Source organism: Nonomuraea sp. NPDC049480 (assembly GCF_044465905.1).
In the GTDB taxonomy this organism is placed as follows: domain Bacteria; phylum Actinomycetota; class Actinomycetes; order Streptosporangiales; family Streptosporangiaceae; genus Nonomuraea.
In genome coordinates this window covers 147,190-172,890 of record NZ_JBITMD010000003.1, presented here as the reverse complement: position 1 = coordinate 172,890, position 25,701 = coordinate 147,190, and the positions used below count along the sequence as shown (strand labels likewise).

Sequence of the window (25,701 nt, the reverse complement as noted above, 5' to 3'; positions counted from 1 at the left end):
CGCGCTCACCGGCCCGTGCCGCTACGCCCAGGCCGGCGCGCATCCGCCGCTCTTGTGCGTACCTCCGGCTAGGCCCGGGGCGAGGATCTCGTATCGTCGGTGTGATGGAACAGGTGCCGTGGTTGACCGCGCGTGAAGAGCGGGTGTGGCGGCTCTTCGCGGCCGTGCTCGTTGTGCTGCCCGACGAGGTGGAGGCACAGCTGCAGCGTGACGCCGACCTGACGCACTTCGGCTACGGGGTCCTGTCCAGGCTGTCGGAGGCGCCGGGGCGGGCGATGCGCATGACCGAGCTCGCATCCATGACCAACGGCTCTCCGTCGCGACTGTCTCATGTGGTGGCGAATCTGGAGCGCCGGGGATGGGTCCGCCGGGAGCGCGCCGCCGAGGACGGACGGGGCAACGTCGCCGTACTGACCGATGCGGGATACGCCAAGGTTGTGGCCATCGCCCCAGGGCATGTGGCGGCGGTGCGCTCCTCGGTCTTCGACGCGCTCAGCCCTCAGCAGCTTGACGAGCTGGAAGGGATCTGCGCGGCGCTGCTGCCCCCCAGAATTCGTAAGAGGCGGGATCACATCCCTGCGCTGAGCGGGCAGGCCTCAGAGTGTCATCATGATGATGACATAGACCACTGTCATCATCATGATGACGTCGTGGCGGCTGCCGACGACCTCCGGATGCCGGGCGGTGACGATGCCGCGAACGAGGCGGGCCACCGCCTGGCGCAACGCCATGGTGAAGGGAATGCGGCGGTCACCAGGGCCGATGCCCTGAAGACGCTTCTCGCGGCGGTCCGTCGCGACCGTGCCGGTGACCGGCCGCACGACCACGAGCGCCCGCTCGCCGGCGAGGACCTCACGGATGGCTTGGCTCTGATCTCCGACGCCCGCAGCGATGTCGACTTCACCGAACTCCAGCTCATCGATCACGCCCGCGCCCGCGGGCAGACCTGGGAGCAGATCGCTGCTGCGCTCGGCATGCCTGACCGCCGTCAGGCGCAGACCCGGTTCCGTCGGCTGTGCGAACGGTGGCCCGAGTATGAACCGGTATCAGCCGCATCGCGGCCATCTGCTCGTCGTGCTCGCGCAGCATCCGCATGACGGTGGTGGGCGGGGGGTGCCGGCCGCGTTTCTTGCCGGTGCGGATCACCAGCCGGGAGGCGATCTCCCGCAGCGACAGCTGCTCGGTGTCGCGCAGGCGGAGGGCGGTGGCGAGCATGTCGTCGTCGGAGACCGGCACCCCGCCGATGGCCTTGCCCTTGACGCGGGCGGTCTCAAGGCGGCCGGCGGTCGGGCGATGCGAGGCCGGGCACGCTGACAGGCACACGTGAGCCAACCATGCCTAGGGGTGGCGACGACTGCGGCGAGGTCGACATCACCGCCTTACCGACCAGGAGAAGACCTACGCAACGATCTCCACGACGGCATCGCGAGCCTGATTCGCGATGCGGTCGTCAGTGAGGTCGTCCGCCCCGCCCACGCCGATGGCGCCGATGACCTCCCCATCGGCCGTCACGATCGGCACGCCGCCGGCGACCGGCAGAAGGTTGGAATCGATCAAGTGGGGAGGCGCCACCTGCATCCGAGGGGACGCGGCGAAGGCCGCGAACTGAGCCGTTGGGACACCACTCACGGCCGAGGTGTATGCCTTGCGTCGCGCGGTCTCCACCCCGAGAAGGCCGACGCCGTCGTCACTGAGAACAACCTTCGTGACGCCACTTCGGTTGACCACGACAGCGCACACCTTGTGCCCCTCGGCCCTTCCTGCTTCCAGAGCGGCAAGTGCGGCGCCGTGCGCGATCTCGTAGCTGAGCGGCTCTCGCATTGAGCGGTCCCTTCCTTGATGACCGAACGGTCAACCGGCCGTCTTCCGTGGAGTCCTTGGGCGCCCTCAGCCGAGGCGATCGCTGATTCCGGAGGCGCCAGGAGCCCGCCCAGTATGTCGCCACCCGGCCCAAATGTGAAGCAGTAATCACATTCGCATCAGAAGGCTCGGAGAGCTCACTGCGCCGGCGTGCCGAGCAGGTACAGGCAGGCAACGTTCACGAGCTCGTCGGTGAGTTGATCCCACGTCAGTGGGCGTTCGGACTCGAATCGTTCGCCGTTCAGCACGCGGTTCAGACAGGCCCCGTACACCAAGCGATAGACGACATCCAGGCGCAACTCCGGCTCTGGCGCCTCGATCATCGGCATGATCGGCTCCAGGAATCGCCGGAAGACATGGCCGGCGTCAATGCTGGCCTCGGACCCGGCTCGAGCCACTGCGGGATCGGTGGTGCCCGCGGTGATGAAGACGCACATCAGGCGCTCGTGCGCTTGAAACGTCTCGGTGAACCCGGCGACCGCCGAGGCGACCAGCGCGGCCGGATCTGCGCGCTGCGGAGTGAATCGGTGAATGATGTCAGCGCGAAACTGATCGATCATGTCGTGCTGCAGAGCCGCGAGCAGGCGATCCTTGTCGCCGAACCGCCGATAGACGCTGCCCACCGAGACGCCCGCTCGAGAAGCGACGGCCGCAACAGTGAGCGCCTCGGTGCCGCCCTCTTCAAGGAGGGCCGTACCTGCCTCCAGGATCCGCTTCTGGGTCAGCTGGCTGCGCGCCTGCTGCGCCGGCGGCAGATCGAGCGACTGTTCGGTACTCACCACCCCAGCGTAAAGGTAGCTGGACGAGCCTGGCGGTGATGCGGGCGCTCCCGGGCTTCCACCGCGAGGCCCGGTGGCTGCGGCACGTGCGGGCCCATTACCGGGAGATGTTCCCGTTCATCCCGCGGGACTTCGGCTACGACAAGCGGCTGCGGGCCGCACTGCCGCAGATCAAGCGGGTGGTTCCGGGCGCCGGCGATGGACACGCACTTCTGGCACGACACCGTGTGGACGACCGACTCGACCCCGGCGCCGTGCGGGACGTCCCGCCTGATGAGGCCAAGGGAGTACTTGAAAGTGACCCTTGACACACTGCGGGGCAAATGCGAATGTGAGTCAAGATTTACATTTGATGGTCGCACATCACGGCCCCCTCGCAGGTGATCGCTTCAGGACCCCTGCACGCGCCATCGGCTGTGCGCCCAAGCTGCACGGGAGACAAGACCATGACCACCACTTCAGAGGTCGACACCGGCACGGGCTACGGTCGTCCGAAGCCCTCATACAACGCCCGCCTGCGCGAGGTCGGGCCCGGCAAGCCCATGGGCGAGGCGCTGCGTCGCTACTGGCATCCGATCGCCAGCTCGGAGGCGCTCATCGCCGGTGCCCTGCCGCAGAAGACCCGCGTGCTGGGCGAGGACCTGGTCGTGTTCCGGGACGGGCAGGGCAAGCCCGGTGTCGTGATCGAGCGCTGCGCCCACCGCGGCGCCAGCCTCTACTACGGCCGCGTCGAGGACGACGGCATCCGCTGCTGCTACCACGGCTGGAAGTTCGACGTCCAGGGCCACTGCATCGAGCAGGCATGCGAGCCGGGCCTGGGGCGCAGGCGCGACGCCGTCCGTCAGCCGTGGTACCCCGTCGCGGAGCGCTACGGCCTGGTCTTCGTCTACATGGGCCCGCCCGAGCTCAAGCCCGAGCTCCCCCGCTACGACGCGCTGGAGAACCCCGCAGAGGACGAGAGGTACTTCGCCAGCTGGCCGGTCCCCCACGCCGCGATCACCGGCATGCCGGCGGACTTCAGCTGGCTCAACATCTACGAGAACTCCGCCGACCCGACGCACGTCACCTGGCTCCACTCCACGCACAGCGGATACCAGATGATGGGCACCGGCACCTTTGGTTACCCCGAGAACTTCTTCGACCCGGCCACCATCGCCGAGCGCCTGACGTACGAGCGCACCGACCACGGCGTGAAGTACACCCAGCGATTCGAGGTCGAGGGCGAGGACGGCGAGGTCACCGAGTACGCCTTCGCGGTCGAGCAACAGCTTCCCAACGTCTTCGGCCTGCCGGACTTCGTGAAGATCATCCCCGACGGTCGCCCGGACCAGTTGCTGTGGGTCGTGCCCTCCGACGACACCAGTCACCGGCTCTTCTTCTCGATCCGCACGAACGATCCCGAGCGCATGGTCCGCTTCGTGATCGGCATCACGCAGAACGGCAAGCAGAACCACGAGCTGACCGACGAGGAGCGCCACGAGTTCCCCGGTGACGTGGAGGCCCAGTCCTCGCAGGGAGCGATCACTCTGGACTCCGAGGAGACCTTGGCCACCGGAGACCGCGGCGTTGTCATGCTGCGTCGCATGCTGCTCGCGATGGCCGACGACGTCGAGGCCGGGCGCGACCCGATCAACATCATCCGCGACGCGTCGGAGGTCCACAACATCGAGTCCGGCCTCTTCACCATCAGCGAGCGCCCGGCGGGCGGTAACGCTGACGCGCCGGCCACCGCTGGAGTCTGAGCAAGAACAATGAGCAACGAGTGGCTCGACACCATCGTGGACGCCCGGCGCGACGCAACTGCCCGGATCGTGGTGCTCGACCTGGTCAGTCCCGACGGCGTGGAGCTCCCGGTGTTCGCCGCCGGCGCCCATGTCGACGTACTTGTGGACGGTGCCGCGGGGCTGGTCCGCCAGTACTCCCTGTGCGGGCCGCCGCACGACCGCACCCGATATCGGCTGGCGGTGCTGGCCGAGACGGCGTCGCGCGGCGGCTCGCTGGGGATGCATCGGCTCCGCAAGGGCGACAGGCTGCGGATCTCCCGTCCGCGGAACAGGTTCGGAGTCTCGGGCGAGGCACGTCGCCATCTGCTGGTGGCCGGCGGTATCGGCGTCACTCCCCTGCTGGCCATGGCGCACGCGCTCGAAGCCAGGGGCGCGGAGTACGAGTTGCACTACTGCGCTCGAAGCCGGGCAGATTCAGCGTTCGTCGACGAGTTGGAGAACAACTCTCACGTTCGGCTCCACTTCGACGACGGCCCGGACGACCAGCGATTCAGCACTGCCACCGACATCGGCCGGCCCGACCCCGAGACGGCGATCTACGTCTGTGGTCCCGGGGGCTTCATGGACTTCGTGATCTCCTCCGCAGCCGGAGCGGGATGGCCTGCCGAAGCGATCCACAAGGAGCGCTTCACACCCGTGGAGGACGCCGACCCGCACGCAGCCGGCGGGGCTTTCACGGTGCGGCTCGCCAGGACCGGCGGCGAGTACGAGATCAAGGAAGGCGAGAGCATCCTCGACGTCCTGCTCGCCAACGACGTCGACGCCCCCTTCTCGTGCCAGCAGGGAATCTGCGGTGAGTGCATCGTGCGCGTACTCGCCGGAGAGCCCGACCACCGCGACGACATCCTGACCGATCGTGAGCGCGCCGACGGCATGTTCACCACGTGCTCATCGCGAGCACATTCACCGATTCTGGAGCTCGACCTATGACGACCACGTCCACCGCAACCACCGCGACCGTCCAGGAGATCGAGCAGGCAGAGGCCGCATGGCTCGTGGCTCTCGTCGAGGGCGAGAAAGCGTTGATCCCCCTCATGCTCGAGGACAGCCGCGTCGTCCATGGCCCGGTCGGGAAGGTCGACGACCGGGAGACCTGGGCCCATTTCCATGTGACCCACCGCCGCTCCGTCGCCGCGAAGGCCACGGAGCTCAACATCACAGTGCGTGGCAACACCGCGACCACCACGTGCTTCCATGAGATGCACACCGTCCTCGACCAGAATCTCCCGCCGTTCCCGATGCAAGAGACGGTGACGAAGGTCTGGGAGGAGACCGCAGAGGGCTGGCGCTTGGCACACATGCACTTGGGCAGGCGCTTCCCGCCGGTCTGACGTCCCCGAAGGCCGACCGCATAACCCTCACGCTGCTGTTCGATGAATGGACAAGAGGGTTCTGGGCGTGACGCCGGCCACAGAGAGTTCGACATGAATGGTTCGTACGGCGATCGCCGCTGTTGTGGAGGTAAGGCAACACATGTCAGCTACTGAGATCGAGGCACCCACGTCCGGCGCGGTCCGGACGAGCGACCTCTTCATCGCAGGGGAGCACGTCGCGGCCAAGGACGGCCGCTACTGCGAGACGACCGAGGCCCTGACCGGTGAACCGATCGCGCGGGTGGCGGCGGCCTCCGTCGAGGATGTCAACCTCGCGGTGGACGCGGCGGCGGCCGCCTTTCCGGAGTGGTCGAGCCTTCCTCCGGCCGCACGGCGGTCGGTTCTGGAGCGTGCAGCCGTCCTGCTCGGCGAGCGCACCGACGAGATCGTCGCCGCGATGAGCCGCGAGATGGGCGCCACCCTCCCCTGGTGCGGCTTCAACGTGCACGTCGCGAAGGGCATGCTCGTCGAGGCGGCAGCCCAGGCCTACTCGGCCGTCGGCGAGGTCATTCCGTCGGACGTGCCCGGCCTCACCGCCCTCGGCGTGCGTCAGCCGGTCGGCGTCGTCGTCGGCATCGCACCGTGGAACGCACCGCTGATCCTCGGCGTGCGCGCCATCGTGTGGCCGCTGGTGTGGGGCAACACCGTGGTGCTGAAGTCCTCCGAGCAGACGCCGCTGACCCAGGCCGCCATCGTCCAGGTGCTGCACGATGCCGGCGTGCCCGCCGGCGCCGTCAACCTCATCAGCAACGCGCCCGAGGACGGTCCGAGCGTCGTCGAGGCTCTGATCGCCCACCCCGCCGTGACCCGCGTGAACTTCACCGGATCCAGCCGGGTCGGCCGTATCATCGGCGAACTCGGCGGTCGCTACCTGACCCGTGTGCTCCTCGAGCTCGGCGGCAAAGCGCCTTTCGTGGTGCTTCCTGACGCGGATCTGGAGGAGGCCGCCGCCGCGGCCAGCTTCGGTGCCTTCATGAACCAGGGCGAGATCTGCATGTCGACCGAGCGCGTCATCGTCAATGAAGCTGTCGCCGACGAGTTCTCCTCCCGCCTGGCCGAGCGTGCCTCCAAGCTTGTCGTCGGACCCCCGAGCGACCCCACCTCACAGATCGGTCCGCTGGTCCACGCCGGCGCCCGCGACCACGTGATCGCGCTGATCGAGGACGCCCGTGCCAAGGGTGCGCAGATCCTGACCGGTGGCACGGCCGACGGCCTGTTCGTGAAGCCCACCGTGCTGCGCGGTGTCACGCCGGACATGCGCGTCTACAGCGAGGAGTCCTTCGGACCGGTGGTCTCGATCATCGAGGTGGATTCAACCGACGAAGCCGTCGCGGTTGCCAACGACACCGAGTACGGGCTCTCTGCCGCGGTCTTCGGCAAGGACGCGGCTGCGGCGCTCGACGTGGCTCGCCGGATCAAGTCCGGCATCTGCCACATCAATGGCGCCACCGTGCACGACGAGCCCCGGATGCCCTTCGGTGGTGTCGGCGCCAGCGGCTGGGGTCGATTCGGCTCACGCGCCGCGCTGGAGGAGTTCACCGAGTTGCGCTGGATCACCATCCAGTCCGGATCCCGCCACTACCCCATCTGATGACCGACCACGACCGCCACGAGATCCGGCAGCTCATCGAGAACTGGGCGCTGTGGCGCGATGCCGGGGAGTGGAGCCGCTTCGCCACGGTCTGGCATCCGCGCGATGGCTGGATGAGCGCCACCTGGTTCCAGGGAAGCGCCACCGCCTTCATCAAGGCCAGTCGGGAAGGCTTCGAGAACGGAGTCAGCATCCTCCACTTCCTGGGTGGCCACACCGCGGACATCGTCGGCGACCGAGCCATCGCTCAGACGAAGATGACTATCAACCAGCGCGCCAGCATCGACGGCGTCGAGGTCGATGTCGTCTGCACCGGTCGCTTCTACGACTTCCTTTCCCGCCACGAGGGGCGCTGGACCATCGTGCGTCGGCAGCCGATCTACGAGAAGGACCGGCTCGACGTCGTCGACCCCGCTGCCTCACTGACGTTGGATCCCGAGTTCCTGAACCGCTTCCCGACCGGCTATCGGCACCTGGCCTACCTGCAGACCAAGGCGGGTTTCACGGTGCGGGACGGGCTTCCCGGCCTCACCGGCACAGCAGTCGGACAGCTCTACTCGGAAGGCAGGCAATGGCTGGCGGGGGCCTGATGAGGTTCACACACGAGACCGTTCCCCAGCGCGTGGTGTTCGCGGCCGGGGAGTCGCCGTCGCCGTGGCGGCGGAGATCGAGGCGCTCGGCGGTTCCAAGGTCATGCTGATCGCGTCGGACCGCGAGAAGGAGCCGGCCGACCCGATCGCCAAGGAGATCCCGGTCGTGCTGCCGATCGTCGCGGTACCCACCACGTACGCCGGCTCCGAGGCGACCAACGTTTGGGGCCTGACCCAGGGTGAGACCAAGACCCGGTGTGGACGGCAAGGTGCTGCCCGCGTCGATCGTGTACGACGCCAGTCTGCTGACCACGCTGCCCGGCGAGATGACCGTGGCCAGCGGCCTGAACGCGATGGCGCACTGCGTGGACTCGATGTGGGGGCCACGTACCGACCCGATCGACCGCGCGCCGGCGCAGGAGGGTATCCGCGGACTGGCGACCGGCCTGCCGGTGGTGGCCGACGACTCGGCGAGCGTCGAGGGCATCGAGCAGATGCTGTACGGCGCCTACCTCGCCGCTGTCGCGTTCGCCTCGGCCGGCTCCGGGATGCATCACAAGATCTGCCACGTCCTCGGCGGCATGTTCAACCTCCCGCACGCCCAGACCCACGCGGAAAGACGAAGTTACCTGCTCCGTCAATGCTCCGTGCTGCTTCGGGACGCATGATGACAGCCAACGCCAGGTCCACAGTCGCTCATTGCCTGACAGCTAGTCCTAGCGTCGCGTGCTGCCACCGTCCGCCGCGATGATCTGCCCCGTGATGAACGCGGCGTCGTCGGAGGCGAGGAACGCCACGACGCCCGAGACGTCGGCCGGCATCTGCAGAGGTGAATCCGTTCAGCGCGCCATTGGCGGAGACATAAGAGACGAATGGAGGCTCGGAGTCCAGTAGCTCGAGGAGGTGGTGTTGATGATCCGTCCCGACCTGGACTCCTTCAGATCTGGCAGGAACGCCTTGGTGGTCAGGAAGGCGCCGTCCACGTTGACGGCGAAGGTGCGACGCCACTCGTCGAAGGTCACGTGGTCGATATCGGCCAGCAGAACAGCGGCCGCGTTGTTCACCAGGATATCGGCGGCGCCGAGCTCACTTCGGACCCGCGCAGCAAACCCATGGATCGCGTCCTCATCCGAGACGCCGACCTTGTCGCTGAAGAATCGCCGGCCGGTTCCCGCAACGAGTTCCCGCGTCTCGTCGGCCGGATTGACGTCCGCGACCGCGATGTCCGCTCCCTCCGACGCAAGCCTACGAGCGATCTCCTGCCCGATACCGGTACTGCCCCCGGTCACGACGGCAGTCTTGCCCGTCAGTCTCCCAGCCATGCTCGTTTCTCCTTGGTCAGCACCCGAACGGAACCGGAGCGGGACACGGCGTCATGTAGCGACCTCTCCATAGAAGCGATGCGCTTCTTGGCGCCACCCGAGCCCGGCCGGCCCCAGCAAGGCCGTCACCCATGAATCTTGCGCATCGAGGCTGCGGACGAGGGGTGGCCTGTTCGTCTAATGAACATGCTCATTGAGCGTGACGGAGGTCACAACCTACGTTGTCGCTGCTCGGCGGGTTGGCCACCACGCCGAGCGTCCTGGGTCAGGTCCGGTCGAAGAGCCACTCGGAGCCGCAAGGCCCCTGAGGCGGTTCGGCAGCGGTGTTGCCGGGATGGCCGAGACAGAAGCACCCACAGCAAGGTCCGGCGGCGAACGTCGGTGCCGACAGCAGCGCTTTGCGCGCAAGGAGTCAGCCATGGTTCAGATCGATGCATCCAGTGCGGCAAGGGGAGAGGGCGGGCGATACACCCTGAGCCCAGGCACTCTGGCCGCGGTGGTTCTCGCCGTATGCCTTGCGCAGATAGCCCTTTCCGTCCCCTCACTCATCACCGGGCTGATCCAGCAGGATCTCGCGCCGTCCTCGGCCCAGCTGACCTGGATCGTCGACGTCTTCATGGTTGCCGTCGCTGCGTTGGGACTGGGCTTCGGCGTGTTCGGTGACCTGTTCGGCCGCAAGCGCCTGCTCATCGGGGGCACCGCGCTCATCGTCGTGGGCTCGGCTGTCGCGGTCCTGGTGCCAGGTGAGGGATCCTCGACCGACACACGGGTGATGTTGCTGGTCCTTGCCCAACTCCTCAACGGCATCGGGGCTGCGGCCATCTTCCCGACGAGCCTCGCCATGGTGGCGGCCGGCACGCACACCACTGCCACCCGCGCGCGTGGCGTGGCGATCTGGGCCACTGCGCTTTCGGTCGGCGGCTTCCTCGGGCCGCTGCTGGCAGGCGTCGCCGCCGAGATCCAAACGGGATGGGCTGGGAGTGCGAACTGGCGCTGGGCCTACGTCGGTGTCCTCCTCATCGCTGCGGTGAGCGTGGTCCTGTCGCTGACCCTCGCCCAGAACTCCGCCTCGCCCGAGGGCCGATCCATCGACTGGCCGGGTCAGATCACTGCCGCGCTCGGCCTGTTCACTCTGATGTACGCCGTGATCCAGGGCCCCGAGAGTGGCTGGGGGAGCCCGCAGATCGTCATCGCGTTCATCGTCGCGGCCGTATTCCTCGTGCTGTTCGTCTTCGCCGAGAGTCGCGCGGCCGAGCCGCTCCTTCTCCTGAGTGCGTTCAAGAACCGGGCATTCGCAATGAACTCGGTGGTCACCCTGATCGGTATGTTCGCCTTCCTCGCGATTGCGTACTCCACCAGTATCCGCCTCACCGCTATCCAGGGGTTCAGTCCACTGTGGGGCTCCGTCGCCTACCTTTTCTTCGGAGGCATCGGCCTCGTGCAGTTGCCCCTCACCTCCAAGCTGCTTGAGCGCTACAACCCCCGGTGGGTTCTCTTCGCCGGCCTGATCTTCATCGGCGCTGGTGGGCTGTGGTTCGCCGCCGTTCCGGCGAGCAATCGGGCACTGGGCGCCATCGTCGTGCCTCTGATCTTCGTCGGCGTCGGCTCGGCACTTGCAATCGCTGCGATCAGTGCGGTCGCGGTCAACACGTTGCCCAACCACCTCGCCGGCATGGCAAGCGGTGTCACAAGCATGTTCCGGGATCTCGGGTTCGCCCTCGCCCCCGCGATCGTCGGTGCCGTCGCGCTGGGCCAGGCCGCCAAGGAGATCGCCCGCAACTTGGCCGGCAATCCCGACCTGAGGAGCGCTTATGCGGCTTTCCAGGCATCTGCGGTCAATGCTCCCGCGGATCAGAGACCGCAGCTCGAGGCGGCAGTTCACGCCGTAGCCTCGGGCCCGCTCGGCGCCAACTCGGTGCCGGCCGGCATCCCACTGCCGGATGGTCAGGTCATGCCCTTCAACCCGCTCAAGGACGTCGCTTTCGACGCCCTCAGCCACAGTTACTCCATCGCATACGTGCTCGGTGGCGTGGCTGCTCTCGTGGCGGCGGCACTCACTCTCGTGGGCAGGCGCGGTCGTGTAGGCGAGGCTCATCTCGAAGACGACCCGCGCACCCTCAACGGCTGACCGCCTGACGAACGGGCCGGCGCCGGGACACGGGTAGCAGGCCGGCCAGGACAACCGGAGCGCCCGCCGCGACTCCTCCTCCTCGGAAGCAGCAGTTGCGGCAGGCCACGGCGTACAAGGCATAACGACTACCGGACGCACTCGGACAGGAGCCGAACGATGACCTCCGCGCATCCAGGATCGAGCAGTAGGAACGACGTCCGCATGCCGGACACGGTCGCTCAGGCGGAGGCGGCGTGGCTCGTCGCGAACACCAAGGGCGATGACCCACCATCGAGGCGCAGACGAGCGAGGTGACGTGCCTGGAACCAGGGGGCCAGCCATCCATGGTGACGTGCTTTCAGAAGATGCGCATGCGGCGCTCGCCCGACCTGCCGCCGTTCCTGGTTCAGGCCGTGGCCACACGGATGTGGTTCTCGACCGAGGAGGGATGGCGTCTCGGCCACAGGCAGCTCTCCCGGCGGCAACCGCCGGCATGACGCGCTGGTTTCCTCGCCCCTCGAAAGGTTACGAGGTGCGAATCGGAATGCCCGGCCTCCAGCCGAGGCTCCTGGACAATCCCAGTCCGCTCGCGACCAGCGAGGGAACGGCCGCTTGCAGGTTGATCGAGCCCGCAGCCACCACAACGGACAGAGCCGCGACGACTTTGCCGCGGCCATCGATGATGCGCGTCGCAACCGACTCGGCCCCTTCGCTCAACTCTTCCTTGACGACCACCGTTCCGGTCGAGCGACAGGACGCCAGTTCGCGACGCAGTTCGGCCGGATCCACGATCGTCTTGGGAGTGAAGCGCTGCAGCCTTCCCGCCAACACCTCATCGATGAAGGCCGGACTGCTGTGGCTCAGAAGTACCTTGCCGACACCTGAGCAATGCAAGGGCAGATGGCCGCCGACCTGCGACGTCAGACCAACGGCGTTGACCGCGGACAGTCGCTCGATGATCACGGCCTGGTCGCCCTGGAGGACGGCCAGCTGCACATGCTGGCGAAGAGCCGTGTACAGGTCCTCCACGAACGGCTGCGCGGCGCTACGGAGCGTCTCGGCGCGCGGCGCGAGGGTCCCGAGGCGCCACAGCGGCAAGCCGATCGCGAACCGGTTGTCGCTGGTGCGCTCCAGCGCGCCGACCTCCACGAGTTCGAGCGTGAGGCGCCTGGCGGTGGCGTGCGGCATGCCGGTACGCCGGACCAGGTCAGCGAGGCTCAGCTCGGTGTGGTTGGGGTCAAAGGCAAACAGTAGGTCCCACAGTCGAGAGCTGACTGAGCGCCCTGGCTCGTTCGCGCGAGGCATAGACCCCTCCTCCGTTCGTGATCCGAGTCACTCTACCTTCTATGTTCGTTGGATGGACGAAGCTGTTCTCCCAATGCGCATTTTGCCGAACTCTTGCAGGCAGCCTGTTACTACCTCGCTCGAGGTCCACGGGAGTGAAAGGTCATGATGAGTACGGAAGACGGTCCCAAGATCGCGATCCTCGGGGGCGGCATCGGGGGCCTCGCTGCCGCGGCTTTCCTTCGCGACAAGGGCTTCGACAGTGACGTCTACGAGCAGGCGCCGGCCTTGACCGAGGTTGGTGCCGGCCTGGTGATCGCGCCCAACGCCGCCCGCCTTCTCCGGCGTCTCGGCGTGCTGGATCGGTTCATCAAGCGCGCGGTCCAGATGGAGATCGGCTGGGAGTTCCGGCGCTGGGAGGACGGCACCGTCCTCTCCGCGGAGAACCTGGACGAGGCGTGCGTGCGCCTGTACGGCGAGCACACTTACACCGCCCATCGCGCCGACCTGCTGGACGCCTTGAGGTCGGCTGTCCCCGAGCGCTCGGTCCACCTCGGCAAGGCCTGCGTCTCGGTCGAATTCGAAGGCGACCAGGCGGTTCTTCAGTTCCAGGATGGCGAGTCGGTTCGCCCGGACATCCTCATCGGCGCCGACGGGGTCCACTCACGAGTGCGCAGCGCCATCGTCGGGCCGACTCACGCCGGGGAGTCAGGCATCTGCGCCTTCCGGGCTCTCGTACCAGCGGCGAAGGCACCCGGCTTCGCCAAGCGGCGCGCCCAGACCCTCTGGATCGGCCCCGGCCACCACCTCGTGCACTACCCGGTCTCCGGCGAGGAGTACGTCAACCTCGTCGCCTTCGCGCCTGCCGGGGCCAACAGTGTCGAGTCGTGGACGGCCACCACGACGGTCGAGGAACTACTCGACGAGTTCGCCGGTTGGGATCCGCGTCTGGTGGAGCTGATCACGGCGGCCGACACGCCGGGGCGCTGGGCGTTGCTCGACCGCGAGCCCCTCGACCACTGGAACCGTGGAAACGCGACCCTGCTGGGTGACGCGGCCCACCCGATGTTCCCGTTCTTTGCCCAAGGCGCTGCCCAGGCGATCGAGGACGGCGCTGTCTTGGCCCTCTGCCTTGCGGTGGACCCGGACAACCCGATCGCGGCGCTGGGACGCTACGAAGAGCTACGTCGACCCCGCACGGCACGCCTGCAGGAGGTGTCGCATGGAAGATCTCACATCAACCACCTTCCGGACGGCCCTGAGCAGCAGGCGCGCGACCTGGCGTACTCGCAGGCCGACCCACTCAAGGCGAACGGCTGGATCTACGAGTACGACCCCGAGACCGCTGTCTCATGAAGATCGCTGCCGCCTCGGCCTTTCGATGTCGAACGAGGCATTGGCCATCCAACGAACACAGCCATTGTCGTGCCCCAGGCCACACCCGAGACTCCGGTACGGGCGGCCCGAGACGCGGCCCTGTCCCCAGCGACTTTTGTTGAACCCTGAGTACGTCCAGAGAGGCAGAGCAGCGAATGGTAGCGGCAACCGGTAGTGGGCTCGTCGTGCGAACACTGCAGCGAGCTGGAGTCAACGTGGCCTTCGGCCTGCCCGGGGCACACATCGACGGCATCCTCCAGGATGCCCTGGACGCCAAGCTTCGGATCGTCGACGTGCGTCACGAGATGAACGCCGGCCACGCGGCCGAGGGCTATGCACGGGTCACCGGGGAGCTGGGTGTCGCCGTCGTCACGGCCGGTGGCGGCTTCACCAACGTCCTGACCTCGGTCACCAACGCCTACCTGGACCGGACTCCCGTCCTTTACATCGCAGGGTCCGGCCCTCTCGAGATGGACCAGGTCAACGACCAGCAGGCCGGGTTCGACCAGATCGCCATGGCAGCCCCGGTCACCAAGTTCGCGCACCGCATCACCCGTGCCGAGCTGATCCCTCGCCTGCTCGCCCAGGCGATCCGCATCGCACAGTCGGAGCCCAAGGGCCCGGTGCTCCTCGACATTCCCTGGGACGTCCTCCGCCAGCCGGTCGACGTCGATGAGGTCGAGGATTACCGCCTTGAGATCGACGGCACCGGCATCGCTCCCGCCGGTGGCGTCGATCGGATCCTCGATGCGCTCAGCGCCGCCCAGCGGCCGATCGCGCTGGTCGGCAAGTCCTTCGTCACCGCCGAGGCACGGGCACGGTTGCACGAGTTCGCCGCCCGTACTGGAGTGCCCCTCTTCTCCGATTACGAGGGCCTCGGGGCGATCGCCGGCTCCGAGCAGCACGTCGGTCTCCTCCAGACCCTGGCCACCGTCCCTGAGGACGAGCGGCCCGATCTGGTCCTTCTGCTCGGGCTGCGCTTCGGACTGGCCACCCAGTTCGGCACGGGCCGGCTGCTCCCGAAGAGCTCACGGATATTCCAGATCGACCCCGACGGCCGTGAGCTCGGCCGTCTGCAGGATGTCGAGCTCGGCATCCAGGCCGACCCGGTCGGCACGATCAGCCTGCTGAATGAGCGCCTGGGCGACAGCCCCGTGCCCTCAGGACGCGACGTCTGGCTCACGACCTTGCAAGACGTCTCGGCCGCCCGGCGATCCGCACTTGCAGCCGAAACCGAGAAGTACGAGGACGCGATCCACCCCTACCTCGCGGTCCGCACGATCGCTGAGAGCGTCCCCGACAGGGCCACCGTGGTCGTCGACGGCGCTCTGACCGAGCTGTGGCTCTCCGAGACGATCGCGCTCGCGCCGCTGGCCCACTACCTTGGGCACGGCTACCTCAGTTCGATGGGCAGCAACTTCGGCGTGGCTCTGGGAGCGCAGTACGCGGCGCCCGACAAGGCGACGATCCTCGTCACCGGCGACGGCGCTGTCGGCTACAGCCTCGCCGAGTTCGACTCCCTCGTCCGGGCGGGACTTGCGGTCATCGTGATCGTCCTCAACAACCGAGCCTGGGGCGCCACCCTGCACACCCAGGAGTGGCTTTTCGGACGGGACCGCGTCACCAACAACCGCCTGGAGAACGGCTCCTACAGCGGCGTGGCACAAGCTCTCGGTGCAGACGGCGTCGACGTCACAGAGATGGACCAGCTTCGCCCGGCGATCGAGGCCGCCCTCGCGGCCCGCCGGCCGACGTGCATCGACGTGCGAGTGAGCCTCGCGCCCATTCCTCCGGAGGAGCGCGTCCTGATGGGCGGCGGTCCGTTCGGCGGCGTCGAGATCGACGCATGAGCCACCTCCGGAGTGACCGCGAAGAAGCGCCGTGTACGACACGACTGACGTCGGAAGTCACGCCCTGCTCATCCCCGATCGCCTCTGGCCGAGCAGGAAGATGGCGGTCAGTGTGAAGGCATCTGCATGTGGTTCAAGTCCCTCAGTGGTCCGATGGCTCGGGCAGCGAGCCGTCGGCGACGTTGGCGAGGGTGATCTCGGTGAGCAGGGCTTGCTCGTGGTCGCGTAAGGCGCTCCACACGTCCGCCAGCGGCCTGGCCACGCCCGGGTACCCGCCGTGGTCGCTCCCCTCGGGTACGCCTTCGACCACGGTGATGATGTCAGCCAGCGTGATCTCGGCGGCGGGACGGGCCAGCCAGTAGCCACCCTCGGGGCCGCGCTGGCTGTGCAGGAGACCGGCGCGGCGGAGCTGGAGCAGGATGTTGTCGAGGAACTTGCGGGGAATCCCCTGAGCTGCCGCGATCTTGTCGGCCGGCACAGGTCCTGGCGGCGCCGCAGCGAGTTCGGCGGCGGCGCGCAGGGCGTATTGAGTTCGGGCGGAGATCCGCATGCCGCTCAGTCGGTGACCTGGTGCAGGCCCCAGCGGCGCCGCAACGCGCCGTCGGCCGCGCCGAAGAGGCGGTCGATGAGGATGCCGATGGCCAGGATGACGATCATGGTGGCGAGCAGGCCGGCCGAGTCGGCCAGTTCGCGGGCGAAGTGCAGCTGTTCCCCCAGGGAGGGCCGGTTGGCGATGATGACGAGCAGTTCGCCGGCCATCAGGGAGCGCCAGGCGAACGCCCAGCCCTGCTTGAGCCCCGCCAGGAAGGACGGCAGCGAGGCGGGCAGGATGACGTGCCGGTACAGGGCGAGGCGGCGGAAGCCCAGCATGTGCCCGGCCCGCAGCAGGATCGGGGGGGTGTAGTCGACGCCGGCGATCAGGCCGTTGGCGACGGACGGAGCGGCGCCGAGCACGACGACGAACAGGATCGCACTCTCGCTCAGCCCGAACAACAAGATGGCGAGCGGGAACCAGGCGATGGACGGCATGGTCTGCAACCCGGTGATCAGCGACCCGACGGCCCGGCGCAGCGGCCGGATACGCGAGACGAGGGCACCGACGACGAGTCCGACGGCGATGGCCGCCGCGAAGCCGGTCACGGCGCGGCGCATGGTGACCGCGACGGCCTGGTAGAACTCGGCCTCCCCGAGGCGGTGGCCCAGCTCGGTCAGGGTGGTCACCGGGCCGGCGAAGACGTACTCCGGCCACCAGCCGGCCAGGACCACCGCCTGCCAGGCGAGGAGGGTGATGGCGATCGCCGAGGCCACCGGCCACAGCCCCGACCAGGCGCGCGTGGCCAGGCCTGCGCGTCGGCGGTCGGCGAGTTCGAGGGCGTCGAGCCCGGCGATCTGCCGGGCGTGGGTGTCAACGGCCATGACGCAGGACCTCCTGGCGCAGCCGGTCGGTGATCTCAGCGGCCTGCTCCGCCACCTCGGCCGAGTCGGTGCGGCGGGGCCGGGGCAGCGTCACCGGGAAGTCCTCGACCACCCGCCCCGGTCGGCTGGACAGCAGCACCACCCGGTCGCCGAGCCGGACGGCCTCGCGGACGTTGTGGGTGACGAACAGGACGGCGAGGGCGCGTTCGCGCCAGATGCGCTCCAGCTCGTCGTGGAGCAGGTCGCGCGTCATCGCATCCAGCGCGCCGAAGGGCTCGTCCATCAGCAGCACGTCGGCGTCCTGGGCGAGCGCGCGGGCCAGGGCGACGCGCTGGCGCATGCCGCCGGACAGCTCGTGCGGGCGCTTGCCGCCGAACCCGCCCAGGTGCACGATCTCCAGGAACTCGGCCGCGCGAGCCCGGCGCTCCTTGCGGGCCACGCTCTTGGCGCGCAGGGCCATCTCGACATTCGCCGAGACCGTCAGCCACGGGAACAGCGCCGGCTCCTGGAACATCAGCGCGACCCGGTCACGGTCGACGTCGACGCGGCCGGCGGTAGGCGCGTCGAGCCCGGCGACCAGCGACAGCAGCGTGCTCTTGCCGCAGCCTGAAGCCCCCAGCAGGCAGACGAACTCGCCCGGCGCCACGTCGAGGGCGACGTCATCGAGGGCCAGCAGGCCGGTCTTGCCCTGGCCGTACATCTTGGAGACGGCCTCCAGCCGCACGGCGGGCTGGTGCCCGCCGTTGCGGCTGCCGGCCTGCTCCGTCAGCGGAGCGGTCATGGGATCTCCTGGGTCGCTTACTTGTCCGAGATGGGGGACTCGCCCTTGGTGGCGAGGACCTCGTTAAGGATCTTCAGGTCGTAGATGCCGTTCAGGTCGACCGGGTCGAGCAGGCCGACCTTGGTGGCGTGCTCGGCGCTGCCGACGAGGGAGGAGGCGATCGGGTCGTTGGTGAAAGTGATGTTCTTGAACGCGCTGTCGAGCACCTCGGGCTTGAGCGGCTTGCCGGTCAGCTTCTGCAGCGCGGCGTTGGCGGTCTGCGCGGCGCCGGCGGGGTCGGAGTTGATGAAGGCGTTGGCCTCGACGTGCGCCTCGATGAGCTTTCGGACGGCCTCCGGGTGCTCCTTGGCGAACTCCTGGCGGACGATCAGATGGGTGATCACAAACTGCTTGTTCGGCCACAGGTCGCGCTCGTCGACCAGCACTTTGCCGCCGCTCTCCTTGATGAGGCGGCTGGCGAACGGCTCGGGCACCCAGGCGCCGTCGATGTCGCCGGTGGCGAAGGTCTGAACGGTCTGGGAGTTCTCCTGCGGCACGATGGAGACCTCGCCGCCGCCCTTGGTGTCGGTTTTGATGCCCTTCTCGGTCAGCCAGTAACGCAGCGCCACGTCCTGGGTGTTGCCGAGCTGCGGGGTGGCGATCTTCTTGCCCTTGAGGTCCTCCGGCGTATTGATGCCCGGCTTGACCACCAGGAAGACGCCGCCGGACGCCGCGCCCGCGACGATCTTGATGGCCTGCCCCTTGGACTTGGACCAGGCGTTGATGGCGGGGTTCGGGCCGATGTAGGTGGCGTCGATCGCGCCGGAGAAGACCGCCTCGATCGCCGCCGGGCCGGCGTTGAACGTGCTGGTCTTCAGCGTCGTGCCGCTTCCCAGCTGCTTGGCGTACAGGCCCTTCTCGACGCCGACGAGAGCGGTGGCGTGGGTGATGTTCGGGAAGAACCCGAGCCGCACCTCCGCCGGCCCGCCGCCGGCGGCCGCGCCCCCGCTTGCGTTACCCCCGCTTGCGCCGCCACCGCAGGCCGCCGCCACGGTCGTGAGCGCCAGGACGGCCAGTGCGGCCACCACCCCGCGAGCCCTGCGTGCGTACATCAGTTCTCCCTATTTCCCACTTATTTAGTAGCTTTTGTGGAGTTTATAGCCCTACCCGCACGGTCACGTCAAGTCGGCCTCTGTCGATGGTGAGGTAGCACAGAAAGGGGCCGGGGACGGTGAGTGGTCCGTCGGGTAGCCCGGTCTCGAGCGCTTCACGGATTTTCGCTCGGTCGGAGCTGCGCATCGGGCGGCGGCGGCGCCAGTTGGGCCAGCCGTCCTGGCGTTGAGGAACGGTGTAGTCAGGTGCGGCCGCCTCGGCAGCTGGTGGGAGGAGGCGGACTGGTGGTCGGCGTTGTCCATGGCGTTGTCAGATGTCGTGTTCGATCATCGCGCGCGGTGGCGGGATGCGTTCGGCGGCGAGGCTTTTCCGGTCGAGCTTGGTGTGGGGACACGATGGGCCGTGCGCGGTGAAGGCTGCTCCCGTCTCGGCGCTCATGATTGGGAAGAACTTCTTGGCTTCCGGGGATTGGCCTGAGGTGACCCAGGCGTATGCCGGTCCGTCGCGGAGGGCGCGGTGGATGAGGTGGCGGCCGAGCCCTTGGCGCTGCCATTCCTGGTCGATGGAGATCTTGTTGATGCTGCCGCAGCGGCAGGCCTCGCAGACCTGCCAGACCAGGCGGGCGATGTTGTAGTCGCCGGGATCGTAGACGTAGATTTCGCGCAGGCCGGCCGGAAGTGCGGGCAGGTGATAGACGAAGCGCATCGGGGCGTGCGGTGTGGTGATGCGGGTCCACCACCAGCGCAGGCGGGACACCCGCTGAACTCGGATGGGGTTTCGGTCACGAGGCATACGATCACCCTGCTGGCGCGGTATGGGGGGCGTGGTCAGTGTCGTCGGCGACCGGGGTCGTGCTCGGCGAGTGCGGCGGCGACGGCTTCGGTGCTGGGCTGGACGTAGATGCCGAGGGTGCGCAGGTTCCGGTGGCCGGACAGGGTCATGAGCATGGAAGCCGACCAGCCGTCCTCGCCCAGGTGGGTCAGCCGGGAGTGGCGCAGCTGGTGGAGGGTGTAGCCGGCACCGGTCGGATCGATGTCCTTGGTGGCCTGTTTGAACAGGTACTCGGCGCGTTCATAGGACAGCCGGGCGCGGCCGGTGTCCGGGCACAGGTCGGCGGCGGCGGGAGTGCGGGCAGGGCCTGGGCGCCGGTCGGTGAGGAAGACCGGGCCGCGGGTGCGGCCGGCGAGCAGGCGGGGCAGCAGCCGGGCGGTGCCGGACTGCCACAAGATCCAGTCGATGGCGCCGCCCTTGCGGCGTACGCGCCCCCGTTTAGCCTCCCGCACGAGGTCGCCGACGTCGAGGCCTAGGATCGCGGCGGTTCAGGAACGCGGTGGCGGCCTCGGCCAGCGTCGGACTGCCGGTGAGCGGCAGGACCTTGGCCATGGTCACGGGGATCGCAAGTCCTCGGTGTTGCGCAGGATGACCTCCGCGTCCGCCGGCGCGTCCATCGCCGCGGTTTCGGAGGCGTGCTGGGCGAGCTCGCCCGCGGCGCGCAGTCGGTCGGGGGGCTGTGCGGGGTCGGGGATCACCGGCGGGATCCTATGTGACAGGGAACGTGCTGGCTTCGAGCCTAGAGCCGCGTGGTGGAACCGCTGGCCGGAATGAGGGAAGGATCTTGTATGTGACAGGGAATGGGCTCTTCCCTGTCGCATCGGGCCACGGCGCGCGGCGGACGCTCAGTCGTCGGCGCCTTGCTTATCCTCCTGCCGAGCCTCGTTCTTGCCGGCGGCCAATTGAGCCCGGCGATCGAACTGCTCCTTCGCAGGAGCGTTGCTGACTTCCTGCTCAACGAGGACAGAGCGATGGGATGAGCGCGGCGATGGCGTCGAGGATGCGATCGAGTCCATGCCGGAAGCGTTCCTCGGGGGCGAGGTGAGCAGTGCGGGAGTCGAGAACCGATCGGTTGAACAGGGGGAAGGCGCCGGATTCGACGACCTGGCGGACATAAGGTCCCATGTAGTCCCGCTTCCAGCGCTCGGGGTCCAGGCCGGTGCGGCGGGCCTCCTCCAGCCAGCCGATCTCGCGGCGGATCGCGCTGTGGACGTAGTCGTTCAGCATGGCGGCCAGGCCGGTGATGTCGTCGATGTCGAGCCCGGTCCCGTTGAAGGCGCTGAGTGCGAACTCGTGCACGCGCAGCAGGTTGGGGCCCAGCGTGGGCCGGCTGGTGAGCAGCGCGATCAGCCAGGGATGGCGTAGGCCGGCGGCGCGGATCTGTCGGGCCAGCAGCGTCAGGTCGCCGCGCCAGTCACCGGACGGGCCGTCGGGGAGCTCGATCTCGCTCATCGCCAGGTCGATCATGAGGTCGAACAGGTCGTCGCGCCGGGGTACGTAGCGGTAGAGCGACATGGCGCCGGTGCCCAGCTCGCCCGCGATCCGCCGCATGGTAACGGCCTCAACTCCTTCGGCGTCGGCGATACGGACGGCCGTTCGGGTGATCTGCTCACGGCTGTAGCCGGGGCGCCGTCCTGGGCCGGAGCGCTCGTGCCCCTCGGGCTGCATCCAGATGCTGGTGGGTTCCTCGTCGGCCATGCGCATCCCTTCCCTTCCATTTGCGTACATGGTACCTGAATGGTTATGGTCCATTTCACGTACGAAGTACGCGAATTGGAGGACGTATGGACCGATCTCTTCGTGTGGGCGTGATCGGCGTGATGCTGGGCATGATCACAGCCCCGCTGGACGGCATGATGCTCGGCCCGGCACTGCCGGTGATCGTGAAAGACCTCGGCGGGCTGGAGTACTTCTCCTGGGTGGCGACCGGCTACCTGATCTGCATGGCCGCCACGACGCCGATCTGGGGCAAACTCGGCGACCTGTACGGCCGCAAGGTCGTCTTCATGGCCGCGATCACGATCTTCCTGCTGGGCTCCGGGCTGTCGGGAGCCGCGCAGGACATGATCCAGCTCGTCGGCTTCCGCATGGTCCAGGGACTGGGCGCCGGCGGCCTGATGACCGGGGCACTGGCCTTGATCGGCGAGCTCGTGCCGCCCCGGCACAGCGGCAAGCTCATGGGACTGTTCGGGGTCATGATGCCGATCGCCTTCATCGCCGGGCCGCTGCTTGGCGGACTATTCGCCGACGTGGGCTGGCGGTGGGCGTTCTTCGTCAACATCCCCGTCGGCGCGGCGGCCCTGCTGCTCATCGGCGCCGCCGTACGGCTGGAGCCGCGCCGGATCAGGGCGCGCATCGACTATCCGGGCGCGCTGCTGCTGACGGTGGTATTGGTCGCGCTCAGCCTGGTCGCCAGCTGGGGCGGCACCCAGTACGCCTGGGAATCGGCCCCGATCCTCGCCCTGATCCTGGTCGGGCTGGTGGCGCTGGCCGCTCTGCTATTGGTGGAACGGCGCGCGGCCGAGCCGATCCTCCCGCTGCGCCTGTTCGCCGACCGCAACTTCACCCTCGCCCAGGTCATCCGCTTCCTCGGCGGCGTCGGCATGGTGGTGGCGGCCACCTTCCTGCCCCAGTACATGCAGCTGGTCCACGGCGCCTCACCGATCGCCAGCGGGCTGCTGATCCTGCCCGCCATGCTGGGTATGGTCGCCGTGCTGATCGGCACCGGCCGGCTCATCAGCCGCACCGGCCGCTACCGGATCTACCCGATCCTCGGCGGCGCGACCGTGGCGGCCGGCATGCTCGCGCTGATCCTGCTGCGCCCCGGCGTCAACCTGGCGCTCGCCTCCGCCCTGACGCTGATCGGCGGCCTCGGGGTGGGCCTGCTGATGCAGTCCACCACGATCATCACCATCAACAGCGCCGAGCCGCGGGACATGGGGGCGGCCAGCGGCTCGGTCACCCTCTGGCACACCATGGGCGCCTCACTGGGCGTGGCCGCCCTCGGCGCCCTGTACACCGCCCAGCTGCAGGACACCCTCGTCGATCGCCTCGGCGCGGAGGCCGCCACCGGAATCGCCTTGACGCCCGAGGCGCTCGTCCGGCTCACGCCCGCCGCGCGGGAGGCCGTTCGCCTCGCCGTCTCCGACGGCATCCACGCCATGGCCCTCGGCGCCGCCGCGCTTGGCGCCGTCGCCTTCGCGCTGGCCTGGTTCATCCGCGAGGTCCCCTTGCGTGATGGCGCCCCGTCGGCCGAGCCCGCCACCGCGGCCGCGTGAGGCGGAGCACCCATGCCACAGAGTGTGAAAGTCCAGCTCGTGATGGACGTCATCTGCGTACACTCCTACCTCGGCCACACCCGCTTCGCCCGCGCCGCGGACCGGCTCAGGGCCGAGGGCCTGCCGGTGGCGGTGGAGTTCCTGCCCTTCGAGCTCGCACCGGGCGCCCTGGCCGACGGACGGCCGCTCCTGGAGGTCCTGGAACACACCTTCGGCCCGCAAGCGGCCGCCGGCGTGCTCGCCTTCGCCGAACGCGCGGCCCGCGAAGGCCTCCGGCTGGAGTACGGCAAGGCGATCGCCACCGGCACCTTCGACGCCCACCGCCTCATCGCCGACGCCGCACGACAGGGCAAGGCCGAGCTCATGGCCGAACGCCTGTTTCGCGCCCACTTCACCGACGGGCTGCACATCGGCGACCCCGCCACGCTCGCCCGACTGGCCGCCGAGGCCGGCATCACCACCGGCCACGCGACTGGCACCGAGATGCGCGCCCGGCTCGACCGCGTGCGCCGCCTCGGCATCACCGGCGTGCCGGTCTTCCTCATCGAGAACCTGGCCCCGCTCACCGGATCCCAGACCGAGACAACCTTGCTGGCGGCGCTGCGACAGGCCGCCATCACGAAGGGAGAACACCGTGACCATTGACCCGCTGAGGCTTGCCGTCATTGTCGGCAGCGTCCGCGACGGCCGTTTCGGCCCGACCGTGGCCAGCTGGTTCGCCGGTCAGGCCGCGTCCCGCCCGGACCTGCACGTCGATGTGATCGACCTGGTCGACGTGCCGATCGGCGGGGCGGCCCCGTCGATGTCCGCGCCCGCGCCGGTGCTGGAGGCCCTGGGCGGGCTGACGCCGCGGCTGGCGGCCGCCGACGCGTTCGTGGTGGTGACCCCCGAGTACAACCACAGCTACCCGGCCGCGCTGAAGAACGTCATCGACTGGCACAACCAGCAGTTCCACGCCAAGCCGGTGGCGTTCGTCTCCTACGGCGGCATCTCCGGAGGCCTGCGCGCGGTGGAGCACCTGCGTGCCGTCTTCGCCGAGCTGCACGCCGTCACCACCCGCGACACCGTCAGCTTCCACGGCGCCTGGGAGTCCTTCGATGGCAACGGACAGCCGAAGGACCCGGTCGGCCCGGCCACGGCCGCCAAGACCCTGCTGGACCAGGTGACCTGGTGGGCGCGCATCCTGCGCGACGCCAAGACCACCACCCCCTACACCGCATGAAGCAGAAAGGCATGATCATGACGACATTGACCGGCAAGACAGCGCTGGTGACCGGCGCCAGCCGGGGCATCGGCCGCGCGATCGCCACCCGGCTGGCCCGCGAAGGAGCCCGGGTCGCCGTGCACTACGGCGGCAACCACGCCGCCGCCAAGGACACCGTCGCCGCCATCGAAGCGGCCGGCGGGCAGGTCTTCGCCGTCCAGGCCGAGCTGGGCGCGCCCGGCGACGCCGAAGCCCTGTGGACCGCCTTCGACGGCCACGCCGACGGGCTGGACATCCTGGTCAACAACGCGGGCATCCTCGGCGGCCAGAGCGAGATCGACGGCGTCACCCGGGAGGGCCTTGAGCGCCTGTTCGCGGTCAACACCACCGCCCCGTTCCTCATCACCCAGCAAGCTCTGCCCCGGCTGCGCGACGGCGGGCGGATCATCACCGTAGGCACCATGCTGACCCGCGGAGCGGCCATGCCCAGGGCAATCGACTACGCCATGTCCAAGGCCGCACTCGACGTCATGACCATCGCCCTGGCCAAGCAGCTCGGGCCGCGCGGCATCACCGTCAACCTCGTCGCCCCCGGCGTCATCGACACCGACATGCACCAAGGACGCCTGGTCGGCGAGGCCCTGGCCTGGCTCTCGTCACAGACGCCCCTCGGCCGGCTCGGCACGCCGCAGGACGTGGCCGACACCGTCGCCTTCCTGGCCTCCGACGACAGCCGCTACGTCACCGGACACCGGCTCGACGTCTCAGGCGGGACGACCATGTAGACCCACGCCACCGAGCGGCCCCATGCTCGTCTGCTCGCTCCGACTCGGCGAGCAGACGAGCGCCTATCGCGCTGAGCTTTGAGAAAACCGGCATCTGAACGCCGGAAGTACTGATCACCGTGGCCGGTCCGGACGGTTCATCCCACGCTCGAGCAGCCTCCGATCGCTCCTCCATCACGACACTCGGCCCCGGAAGCACACTGTCGAAACCCCCACTTCAGGCGCGATCTAGCGGCTCATCACCCATCGGCCTCACTCCTCCTCATCGGAGCCGGCGTTCGGATCACGCAGCTCGCGCAGCCCACCGCTCAGCTCAGGGCGATTGAACGGGTAGAACCCGTGGAAGTTCCGACGCCGGCGAGCAAGCTCGCCCCGCCTACGATCCGGACCATAG

28 protein-coding genes are annotated in these 25,701 nt (G+C 68.4%); 15 read left to right on the top strand and 13 right to left on the bottom strand.

The features are described 5' to 3' along the window. Positions 1-104 precede the first annotated feature (104 nt). Entirely contained in the window at positions 105-1,097 is a 993-nt protein-coding gene (locus ACIBX3_RS10595) for a MarR family winged helix-turn-helix transcriptional regulator (RefSeq protein WP_397115368.1), read from the top strand. A 301-nt stretch (positions 1,098-1,398) separates the two neighbouring features. Here ACIBX3_RS10595 and ACIBX3_RS10590 read toward each other — a convergent pair whose 3' ends face one another. Further along, the gene (locus ACIBX3_RS10590; RefSeq protein ID WP_397115366.1) at positions 1,399-1,821 is read right to left on the bottom strand and encodes a heme-binding protein; all 423 of its coding nucleotides are present in this window, start codon (positions 1,819-1,821) and stop codon (positions 1,399-1,401) included. A gap of 176 nt (positions 1,822-1,997) precedes the next feature. Continuing rightward, a complete protein-coding gene (locus ACIBX3_RS10585; protein WP_397115364.1) occupies positions 1,998-2,639 on the bottom strand; it encodes a TetR/AcrR family transcriptional regulator in 642 nt (213 codons plus the stop codon). 38 nt (positions 2,640-2,677) lie between these two features. Between ACIBX3_RS10585 and ACIBX3_RS10580 the strand changes: the two genes are divergently transcribed. From ACIBX3_RS10580 to ACIBX3_RS10550, 7 genes are all read left to right on the top strand, one after another. Then, positions 2,678-2,947 carry a hypothetical protein gene (locus ACIBX3_RS10580; protein WP_397115362.1) on the top strand — a complete coding sequence of 90 codons (270 nt, stop codon included), beginning with the start codon at positions 2,678-2,680 and terminating at the stop codon, positions 2,945-2,947. 138 nt (positions 2,948-3,085) lie between these two features. After that, positions 3,086-4,381 (top strand): Rieske 2Fe-2S domain-containing protein, encoded by a 1,296-nt coding sequence (locus ACIBX3_RS10575; protein WP_397115360.1) that lies wholly within the window; start codon positions 3,086-3,088, stop codon positions 4,379-4,381. A gap of 9 nt (positions 4,382-4,390) precedes the next feature. Next, positions 4,391-5,353, top strand: a complete 963-nt coding sequence (locus ACIBX3_RS10570) for a PDR/VanB family oxidoreductase (RefSeq protein ID WP_397115359.1) — start codon at positions 4,391-4,393, stop codon at positions 5,351-5,353. Further along, positions 5,350-5,754 carry a nuclear transport factor 2 family protein gene (locus tag ACIBX3_RS10565; RefSeq protein ID WP_397115357.1) on the top strand — a complete coding sequence of 135 codons (405 nt, stop codon included), beginning with the start codon at positions 5,350-5,352 and terminating at the stop codon, positions 5,752-5,754. Before ACIBX3_RS10570 ends, ACIBX3_RS10565 begins: the two co-directional genes overlap by 4 nt. 142 nt (positions 5,755-5,896) lie before the next feature. Continuing rightward, the gene (locus ACIBX3_RS10560) at positions 5,897-7,387 is read left to right on the top strand and encodes an aldehyde dehydrogenase (protein WP_397115355.1); all 1,491 of its coding nucleotides are present in this window, start codon (positions 5,897-5,899) and stop codon (positions 7,385-7,387) included. Further along, positions 7,387-7,977: a nuclear transport factor 2 family protein gene (locus tag ACIBX3_RS10555; RefSeq protein ID WP_397115353.1), complete on the top strand. Its 591-nt coding sequence runs from the start codon at positions 7,387-7,389 to the stop codon at positions 7,975-7,977. Before ACIBX3_RS10560 ends, ACIBX3_RS10555 begins: the two co-directional genes overlap by 1 nt. A gap of 239 nt (positions 7,978-8,216) precedes the next feature. Further along, positions 8,217-8,645, top strand: a complete 429-nt coding sequence (locus ACIBX3_RS10550) for an iron-containing alcohol dehydrogenase (protein ID WP_397115351.1) — start codon at positions 8,217-8,219, stop codon at positions 8,643-8,645. Between the two features lie 48 nt (positions 8,646-8,693). Here the strand turns inward: ACIBX3_RS10550 and ACIBX3_RS10545 are convergent, their stop codons facing one another. Continuing rightward, positions 8,694-8,798, bottom strand: a complete 105-nt coding sequence (locus ACIBX3_RS10545) for an SDR family oxidoreductase (RefSeq protein WP_397115349.1) — start codon at positions 8,796-8,798, stop codon at positions 8,694-8,696. 18 nt (positions 8,799-8,816) lie between these two features. Then, the gene (locus tag ACIBX3_RS10540) at positions 8,817-9,299 is read right to left on the bottom strand and encodes an SDR family NAD(P)-dependent oxidoreductase (protein WP_397115347.1); all 483 of its coding nucleotides are present in this window, start codon (positions 9,297-9,299) and stop codon (positions 8,817-8,819) included. A gap of 418 nt (positions 9,300-9,717) precedes the next feature. Between ACIBX3_RS10540 and ACIBX3_RS10535 the strand changes: the two genes are divergently transcribed. Continuing rightward, complete coding sequence (locus ACIBX3_RS10535; RefSeq protein WP_397115345.1) at positions 9,718-11,427, top strand: MFS transporter; 1,710 nt, start codon at positions 9,718-9,720, stop codon at positions 11,425-11,427. Positions 11,428-11,934: 507 nt separating this feature from the next. Here the strand turns inward: ACIBX3_RS10535 and ACIBX3_RS10530 are convergent. After that, on the bottom strand, positions 11,935-12,714 hold the full coding sequence (locus ACIBX3_RS10530) for an IclR family transcriptional regulator (protein WP_397115343.1): 780 nt from the start codon (positions 12,712-12,714) through the stop codon (positions 11,935-11,937). A 144-nt stretch (positions 12,715-12,858) separates the two neighbouring features. On the opposite strand from ACIBX3_RS10530, the gene ACIBX3_RS10525 reads away from it, so the two are divergent. Together ACIBX3_RS10525 and ACIBX3_RS10520 are read left to right on the top strand one after the other, a co-directional pair. Continuing rightward, positions 12,859-14,049 (top strand): FAD-dependent monooxygenase, encoded by a 1,191-nt coding sequence (locus ACIBX3_RS10525; RefSeq protein WP_397115341.1) that lies wholly within the window; start codon positions 12,859-12,861, stop codon positions 14,047-14,049. Positions 14,050-14,225: 176 nt separating this feature from the next. After that, complete coding sequence (locus ACIBX3_RS10520; protein ID WP_397115339.1) at positions 14,226-15,920, top strand: thiamine pyrophosphate-binding protein; 1,695 nt, start codon at positions 14,226-14,228, stop codon at positions 15,918-15,920. 142 nt (positions 15,921-16,062) lie between these two features. On the opposite strand, the gene ACIBX3_RS10515 is transcribed toward ACIBX3_RS10520, so the two are convergent. The 8 genes from ACIBX3_RS10515 to ACIBX3_RS10480 all read right to left on the bottom strand — a co-directional run bounded on the left by ACIBX3_RS10515 (position 16,063) and on the right by ACIBX3_RS10480 (position 21,738). Beyond that, complete coding sequence (locus ACIBX3_RS10515) at positions 16,063-16,470, bottom strand: RrF2 family transcriptional regulator (RefSeq protein WP_397115337.1); 408 nt, start codon at positions 16,468-16,470, stop codon at positions 16,063-16,065. A 5-nt stretch (positions 16,471-16,475) separates the two neighbouring features. Further along, positions 16,476-17,336, bottom strand: coding sequence for an ABC transporter permease (locus tag ACIBX3_RS10510; RefSeq protein ID WP_397115335.1), 861 nt, complete (start codon positions 17,334-17,336; stop codon positions 16,476-16,478). Continuing rightward, the gene (locus tag ACIBX3_RS10505) at positions 17,326-18,117 is read right to left on the bottom strand and encodes an ABC transporter ATP-binding protein (protein WP_397115333.1); all 792 of its coding nucleotides are present in this window, start codon (positions 18,115-18,117) and stop codon (positions 17,326-17,328) included. The genes ACIBX3_RS10510 and ACIBX3_RS10505 overlap by 11 nt, the downstream gene beginning before the upstream one ends. 17 nt (positions 18,118-18,134) lie before the next feature. Then, positions 18,135-19,208, bottom strand: a complete 1,074-nt coding sequence (locus ACIBX3_RS10500) for an ABC transporter substrate-binding protein (RefSeq protein ID WP_397115331.1) — start codon at positions 19,206-19,208, stop codon at positions 18,135-18,137. 310 nt (positions 19,209-19,518) lie between these two features. Beyond that, positions 19,519-19,965 (bottom strand): hypothetical protein, encoded by a 447-nt coding sequence (locus ACIBX3_RS10495; RefSeq protein ID WP_397115329.1) that lies wholly within the window; start codon positions 19,963-19,965, stop codon positions 19,519-19,521. 71 nt (positions 19,966-20,036) lie between these two features. Beyond that, positions 20,037-20,519 (bottom strand): tyrosine-type recombinase/integrase, encoded by a 483-nt coding sequence (locus ACIBX3_RS10490; protein WP_397116369.1) that lies wholly within the window; start codon positions 20,517-20,519, stop codon positions 20,037-20,039. Positions 20,520-20,594: 75 nt separating this feature from the next. Further along, the gene (locus ACIBX3_RS10485; RefSeq protein WP_397115327.1) at positions 20,595-20,738 is read right to left on the bottom strand and encodes a hypothetical protein; all 144 of its coding nucleotides are present in this window, start codon (positions 20,736-20,738) and stop codon (positions 20,595-20,597) included. 256 nt (positions 20,739-20,994) lie between these two features. Next, positions 20,995-21,738, bottom strand: coding sequence for a TetR/AcrR family transcriptional regulator (locus ACIBX3_RS10480; protein WP_397115325.1), 744 nt, complete (start codon positions 21,736-21,738; stop codon positions 20,995-20,997). 86 nt (positions 21,739-21,824) lie between these two features. Between ACIBX3_RS10480 and ACIBX3_RS10475 the strand changes: the two genes are divergently transcribed. Genes ACIBX3_RS10475 through ACIBX3_RS10460 form a run of 4 tightly spaced genes read left to right on the top strand, consistent with a single transcriptional unit; the run spans position 21,825 to position 25,307 of the window. After that, positions 21,825-23,318: an MDR family MFS transporter gene (locus tag ACIBX3_RS10475; protein ID WP_397115323.1), complete on the top strand. Its 1,494-nt coding sequence runs from the start codon at positions 21,825-21,827 to the stop codon at positions 23,316-23,318. Positions 23,319-23,330: 12 nt separating this feature from the next. Continuing rightward, a complete protein-coding gene (locus ACIBX3_RS10470) occupies positions 23,331-23,963 on the top strand; it encodes a DsbA family protein (protein WP_397115321.1) in 633 nt (210 codons plus the stop codon). Then, the gene (locus ACIBX3_RS10465) at positions 23,953-24,540 is read left to right on the top strand and encodes an NADPH-dependent FMN reductase (protein ID WP_397115319.1); all 588 of its coding nucleotides are present in this window, start codon (positions 23,953-23,955) and stop codon (positions 24,538-24,540) included. The genes ACIBX3_RS10470 and ACIBX3_RS10465 overlap by 11 nt, the downstream gene beginning before the upstream one ends. Continuing rightward, entirely contained in the window at positions 24,537-25,307 is a 771-nt protein-coding gene (locus ACIBX3_RS10460) for an SDR family oxidoreductase (RefSeq protein WP_397115317.1), read from the top strand. Before ACIBX3_RS10465 ends, ACIBX3_RS10460 begins: the two co-directional genes overlap by 4 nt. The last annotated feature ends 394 nt before the right edge of the window (positions 25,308-25,701 follow it).